General features: G+C 72.0%; 6 protein-coding genes and 1 pseudogene. 1 reads left to right on the top strand and 6 read right to left on the bottom strand.

Translation table 11 applies throughout. From position 1 onward, the window contains the following. Positions 1 to 154: 154 nt before the first annotated feature. From ACZ58X_RS30405 to ACZ58X_RS30395, 3 genes and pseudogenes are all read right to left on the bottom strand, one after another. Positions 155 to 952, bottom strand: coding sequence for a DUF3710 domain-containing protein (locus ACZ58X_RS30405; protein WP_470336782.1), 798 nt, complete (start codon positions 950 to 952; stop codon positions 155 to 157). Positions 953 to 954: 2 nt separating this feature from the next. Continuing rightward, a pseudogene (gene dut, locus ACZ58X_RS30400) lies at positions 955 to 1489 on the bottom strand (dUTP diphosphatase). Further along, complete coding sequence (locus ACZ58X_RS30395) at positions 1486 to 2064, bottom strand: PaaI family thioesterase (protein WP_470336790.1); 579 nt, start codon at positions 2062 to 2064, stop codon at positions 1486 to 1488. The pseudogene dut and the gene ACZ58X_RS30395 overlap by 4 nt, the downstream one beginning before the upstream one ends. A 135-nt stretch (positions 2065 to 2199) precedes the next feature. Here ACZ58X_RS30395 and ACZ58X_RS30390 point away from each other — a divergent pair, with 135 nt between their 5' ends. Beyond that, a complete protein-coding gene (locus ACZ58X_RS30390; protein ID WP_402492174.1) occupies positions 2200 to 2649 on the top strand; it encodes a DUF3093 domain-containing protein in 450 nt (149 codons plus the stop codon). A 239-nt stretch (positions 2650 to 2888) separates the two neighbouring features. On the opposite strand, the gene ACZ58X_RS30385 is transcribed toward ACZ58X_RS30390, so the two are convergent. The 3 genes from ACZ58X_RS30385 to ACZ58X_RS30375 all read right to left on the bottom strand — a co-directional run bounded on the left by ACZ58X_RS30385 (position 2889) and on the right by ACZ58X_RS30375 (position 6258). Further along, on the bottom strand, positions 2889 to 3188 hold the full coding sequence (locus tag ACZ58X_RS30385; RefSeq protein WP_030057692.1) for a DUF4193 domain-containing protein: 300 nt from the start codon (positions 3186 to 3188) through the stop codon (positions 2889 to 2891). Positions 3189 to 3695: 507 nt separating this feature from the next. After that, entirely contained in the window at positions 3696 to 4679 is a 984-nt protein-coding gene (locus ACZ58X_RS30380) for an acyl-ACP desaturase (protein WP_470336781.1), read from the bottom strand. A 268-nt stretch (positions 4680 to 4947) separates the two neighbouring features. Next, positions 4948 to 6258 (bottom strand): sensor histidine kinase, encoded by a 1311-nt coding sequence (locus ACZ58X_RS30375; RefSeq protein ID WP_470336780.1) that lies wholly within the window; start codon positions 6256 to 6258, stop codon positions 4948 to 4950. Between the last annotated feature and the right edge of the window lie 36 nt (positions 6259 to 6294).

Raw genomic sequence — 6294 nt, 5'->3', positions numbered from 1 at the left:
TCGGATTCGCTTTCCGCTTTGTCGCCCCGGTCTCCCGCGGCGACTCCGGAACTGTACGGGGACCGACCCGCCACATGCAAATCGCCTCCGCCCGGAGCCCGGGCGGAGGCGATCAGCAGTGACAACCGGTCAGCGGTGACGACCGGCGAGGCCGTCAGCGGACCTCGGTGATCTCCGGGCCACGCGCGAACGGGTCGAGCGAGCCGTAGCGGCCCTCGCCCTCGGCCGCGGCGGCGGCCGCCCCGCCACCGTCGGCGACCATCTGGGCGTCCTCGGGGAGCTTCAACACGATCGGGTCGCGCGGAGCCATCGGGGTCTCGCCGCGGACGACGACGGTCTGCCGGAAGACCTGCTCCAGGATGCCGGCCATCTCGGGCTGCACGGCGGCCTGGCCCGAGATCACACCGCGCAGGAACCAGCGCGGCCCGTCGCAGCCGACGAAGCGCACCAGCTGCACGCCCTGGGTGCCGTCCGGCAGCTGCACCGGGACCTGAGCGCGGAGGTGCCAGCCGAGCGGGCCCTCCTCCTCCTCGATCTGGCCGCCCTGCGCGGTGATGCCGTTGGCGATCTCCTCGCGGACCTCCCCCCAGATGCCCTCCGACTTCGGGGCCGCGAAGGCCTGGAGCTGGATGGCGCTGTTGCCGAGGACGAGGGTCGCCGCGACGATCGCGTCTCCGGCGACCTCCACGCGCAGCTCCATGCCCTCGACGCCGGGGACCAGCAGACCCCCGAGGTCGACTCGTCCCTCCTCCGGCGTCTCCAGCTCGGAGTGGTCCCACGGGCCGTCCGGCCGCGGGGCAGCCGGCAGGCCGACCCTGTCGGCCGGGTCCAGCTCGGTCACGTTCTCGCTCTCGGCGGAACCTTCGACGTCATCGGCCGTCTCGTCGGCGCTGATGGCGTCGTCGGCGAGCTGCTCGACAGCGTCCTCGCTCTTCTGGCGACGACGGAACACGGTCACTGTCCTTCCCGGTCCAAGACCGATGCGAATACCTGCTCGGCTTCCTGCGAGGCCGCGGGAATGCTAGACCGCGGCGTGGCCACCGGTCGACCCGAACCCGCCCTCGGCGCGTGCCGACCCCGGCAGCTCGGCCACCTCGTGGAAGCGGGCCTTCTCGACCTGCTGGATGACCAGCTGGGCGATCCGGTCCCCTCGGCGGAAGCTGACCCCCTCGCGCGGGTCCAGATTGACGACGATCACCTTGATCTCTCCACGGTACCCGGCATCGACCGTCCCCGGGGCGTTCACGAGGGCAACTCCGCAACGAGCTGCCAGCCCGGAGCGCGGGTGGACGAAGGCCGCGTAGCCGTCCGGCAGGGCGATGGCGATGCCGGTGGGGAGCACCGCCCGCTCACCGGGGGCCAGCTCGGCGTCGACGGTGGTCCGCAGGTCGGCACCGGCGTCCCCGGGCTGCGCGTACTCGGGCAGCGGCAGCTCGGCGTCGATGCGCCTGATCAGGACGTCCAGCTGCGGACGGGGGGTCTCGCTCAAGGGTTCACCTCAAAGGCTCGTGCGCGCTTCATCAGATCCGGGTCGTCGAGGACCTTCTCGATGTCCTCGGGACGACCGTGCGTGGTGAAGTGTTCCAGCTTCACCTGGATGAAGAGCGCCTGCGCACGCACGGCGACCGGTCCGTCCGGGCCGCCGATCCGCCCCTCGGCGGCGCTGTAGATCTTGCGGCCGTGCACCCCGGTGATCCAGGCGCGCAGGTGCAGCACCGAGTCGACGGGCACCGGGCTGAGGAAGTCGGTCTCCAGCCGGCCGGTCACCGCGGGCGCGTGCAGCAGCCAGTTCAGGGTTCCGAGGGTCTCGTCCATCGCCGTGGTCAGCAGGCCGCCGTGGGCCAGCCCGGGGCCGCCCTGGTGCACGTCCCGGACGCTGAACTCGGCGGTGACGTCCAGGCCCTCGCCGGCGACCGCGTCGATCCGCAGGCCGCCGGGGTGCTGGGGGCCGCAGCCGAAGCAGTGCTCGTAGTGGGAGCCGAGGTGGGTGCCGGGGGCGGGCGCCTGGGGGTGGCGCTCCGGGATCACGGCGTCCGGCGGCGGGGTGGTCGGGGTCGGCGGCACCGCGGGCGCCGACCGGTCGGTGGGGGTGGTGGGGGTGGTCGTACCGGTCACGGCTCCCCAGCCTACCCAGGGGTAGCAAGGCCTCCGGTGGGGGTGGCGTCCCGCCCCGGGCGTCAGGGCGACCACAATGGGGGCATGTACGACGAACGCCTCACGGTGCCCCGCTCCTGGTGGCTGCTCCCGGTCGCAGTCGGTCTGACCCTGGCGCTGATCCTGATCCGGGTCAGCGGGCCGGCCGCCCTGGTCGGCCTGGTGGCCGGCATCGCCATCGGCGCGGTGGCGATCAGCAGTTACGGCTCGGCGCGGATCCGCGTGGTGCAGGGCTCGCTGGTGGCCGGACCGGCCCGGATCCCGGTGGACGCGCTGGGTGCCGCCCACGCGCTGAGCCCCGCCGAGGCGGCGGCCTGGCGCGGTCCGAAGGCCGATCCCCGCGCCTTCATGCTGCTGCGCAGCTACGTCCCGACGGCGCTGCGGGTCGAGGTGAGCGATCCGGCCGACCCGACGCCGTACCTCTACCTGTCGACGCGCTCGCCGATGAAGCTGGCCGAGGCGCTGGAGGAGGCCCGACGCGGCGCCCGTACCTGACGACGCACCGCAGGCCCCGCGAACGGGCCCCGAAAGACCGAGAGGGACGGTTCCGCTGCTGCGGGACCGTCCCTACGACTTTGTCCTGGCCGGCGCGCGGCCGACCGACTCCGTCCTCCCGGGTCCGTCCGCCAGGACGGACCGCGGACCTGCCGTCCGGCCCCGCTGCCCGGGGCCGGAAGGGGCGGTGTGCCGGTGCCGCGGGAGCCACGGGCACCTGGCGCTGTCCGCTGCGGTGCTCAGGCGCCGCAGTCCCGGCAGATCGGGTTGCCGTTCTTCTCGCTGTACAGCTGGCTGCGGTGGTGGACCAGGAAGCAGCTCATGCAGGTGAACTCATCGGCCTGCTTGGGCAGGACACGGACGGCGAGCTCCTCGTTCGAGAGGTCGGCACCGGGAAGCTCCATGCCCTCGGCGGCGTCGAACTCGTCGACGTCGACGGAGCCGCCGCCCTTGTCGTTCCGCCGAGCCTTGAGCTCCTCGATGCTGTCTTCGTTGAGCTCGTCGTCGGTCTTGCGTGGGGTGTCGTAGTCGGTTGCCATTTTTCGCTCTCCCCCTCCGGGTTTGTGCGGTGTGTGCGGTATCTCCAGCGCACGTAACGCATGGGGGGTCGGTCTTGTGCCCGACCCGAGGCGGAGATTTTGCCTTACTTCAAGCCCCGTTACTCAATCGACACTCAGCCAGGGCTCCGTTGGGGTGATCCTCCGGGGCGCGGAAGGCCTCACGCAGGGCCATCGTCGACCCCTCGCACGCCCTCCAATCCGGCGACTCACAGTGAGCGAACCCCGTACAGGTGTCCGTCGAATCCCTTGCCCACCAGGGATGCCGACCAATCCGACGGACCGGCAGCAGGCCGGATTCCGATCACGGACGGCGATCGGCACCCCCGACGGGGTGATCACTCTCCGGGGTCGCCCGGCATCGTGGAGCGACACGGTGTGAGCTTGGTCACGTTCAGAATCTTCCGGGGCAAACCACGGAAAATCCACCCACTCCGCCCCCTCCCCCAGGGGGCGTGACGACTCGGCGGGAGCGCCCCCGCGGACGTCCTAGCCGGCGTTGCGGCGCGCCTCCCGGCGGGCCAGCAGCGCGGCCTGGCGCTCCTCGAACTTGCGCGCCTGGTCGTCCAGCCCGTCCAGGAAGACGCCCAGCTCGTTCTGCGCCAGCAGGCCCTCCGGGCCGAGGCCGTCGATCTCCATCACCCGCAGGTGGCGCAGCACCGGCTGGAGCACGTCGTCGTGGTGGATGCGCAGGTTGTACACCCCGCCGATGGCGATCTGGGCGGCGGCGCGCTCGAAGCCGGGGATGCTGTGGCCGGGCATCCGGAAGTTGACCACCACGTCGGCGATGGCGCGCATGGCCTGGTCCGGGGCGATCTCCAGGGCGGCCTTCAACAGGTTCCGATAGAAGACCATGTGCAGGTTCTCGTCGTTGGCGATCTTCGCCAGCAGCTGGTCGCACAGCGGGTCGCCCGCGTACTTGCCGGTGTTGCGGTGCGAGATGCGGGTCGCGAGCTCCTGGAAGGCCACGTACGCGACCGAGTGCAGCATGCTGTGCGCGTTGTCGGACTCGAAGCCCTCGGACATGTGGGACATCCGGGCCCGCTCCAGCTCCACCGGGTCGACGGCCCGGGTGGCGAGCAGGAAGTCGCGGATGGCTATTCCGTGCCGGCCCTCCTCGGCGGTCCAGCGGTGCACCCAGGTGCCCCAGGCGCCCTCGCGGCCGAACATGGTCGCGATCTCGTGGTGGTAGCTGGGGAGGTTGTCCTCGGTGAGCAGGTTCACCACCAGCGAGACCCGGCCGAGCGCGGTCACCTGGGACTGCTCCAGCGACCAGGCCTCGCCGCCCAGCACGCCGTCGAAGTCGCGGCCCTGGCTCCACGGGACGAACTCGTGCGGCATCCACTCCTTGGCCACGGCCAGGTGGCGGTTGAGCTCCTTCTCGACGACCTCTTCGAGGGCCAGGATCAGCCGCGCGTCGGTCCAGCCGCTCGATCCGAGCGAGGGGCTGCTCTGCACAGGGGCGATGGTCACGGTCTTGCTCCTGGGGACGGATACACGCGCTGGACGGGCGCGTTGGGCGGGCACGCGTCGTGTCGGAGCCGTCGGCGGACGGACCGGCGGGGCGCACTTACGGTTGCGTAGGTTACGACACCGTAAGTTGCTGGGGGCGGAAAAGACAAGCCGCCCCCGCCAGGCCTTATGTCGTCTTGACGGACCTGGCGGGGGCGGCTGGAAACGGTCGCCCACGGAACGCGGCAGCGTCCGGGGCTGTTGGGGCGCAGAACGGCGCCAGGGGCGGCTACGGGGACGGAATCCGCACCCGCATGGTCAGGCCGCCCCCGGCGCGCGGGGTGGCCTCGATGGTGCCGCCGTGGGCGCGCACCACCGAGCGGACGATGGACAGGCCCAGACCGACCCCCTTGTCGCTGCGGGTGCGGTCGGCGCCCTTGATCCGGCGGAACGGCTCGAAGATGTGCTCCAGCTCGTACCCGGGCACCACCGGGCCGGTGTTGGAGACCACCAGCTCGCCGCCGCCCGGCACGGTGGCCGTGGCCAGCTCGACCCAGCCGCCCGCGGTGTTGTAGCGGACCGCGTTCTGCAGCAGGTTGAGCGCCAGCCGCTCCAGCAGCACGCCGTTGCCCGCGACCACCGCCGGGTCGAGCTTGGAGCGCAGCTCGACCTCCCGCTTGTCGGCCTCGCCCCGGGTCTGCTCCAGCGCCCGGGTGGCCACCTCGGACAGCTCCACGGCGCGCCGGTCGGTCAGTTCGTTCTCGCTGCGGGCGAGCAGCAGCAGGCCCTCGACCAGCTGCTCGCTGCGCTCGTTGGTGGCCAGCAGGGTCTTGCCGAGCTGCTGGAGGTCGGGCGAGGCGGCCGGGTCGGAGAGCTGGACCTCCAGCAGGGTGCGGTTGATCGCCAGCGGGGTGCGCAGCTCGTGCGAGGCGTTGGCGACGAAGCGGCGCTGGGAGTCGAAGGAGCGGTCCAGCCGGTCCAGCATGTCGTCGAAGGTGTCGGCGAGCTCCTTGAGCTCGTCGTCCGGGCCGTCCAGCTCGATCCGGCGGTGCAGGTCGGAGGAGGCGACGTCACGGGCGGTGCGGGTGATCCGGCCGAGCGGTCGCAGCACCCGGCCGGCCATCGCGTAGCCGGCCGCGAAGGCGATCACGGCGAGGCAGACCAGCACGGTGAGCAGCTTGCGCAGCAGGGTGTTGAGCGCCGCGGCGGCCTGGATGGACTTGTTGTCGTTCAGCCACTGGTCGAGCGCGCTCTGGTTGGTCAGGACCTGGCCGTCCGGGGTGAGCACGGAGATGCCCGGTCCGGTGAGCCTGAGGTGCGGCTGGCCGACCTCCTGGAGCGACTGCTGGACGAAGAAGTACATGACCAGCAGCAGCACCACGCCGGCCATCAGGAACATCCCGCCGTACAGCAGGGTGAGCCGCATCCGGATGGTCGGCCGGAACGGCAGCCAGGCGAGCAGGCCGTCACCGGGGACGTAGGTCTCCGGCTGGTGCGGGCGGGACTGGCGGGGCGGGTGCACGGGCTTGGGCGGTACGGCTCGCGGGCCGCCGGCGGGCGCGCCGGAGGGCCCGCCGGCCGGGGGCGGCGGGGTGGTCATGATGGTCCTCTCGGGCGTCCGCCGGGGGCGGGCGCT

Source organism: Kitasatospora sp. NPDC040550 (genome assembly GCF_055594965.1).
This window is presented reverse-complemented; position numbering and strand designations above follow the sequence as displayed.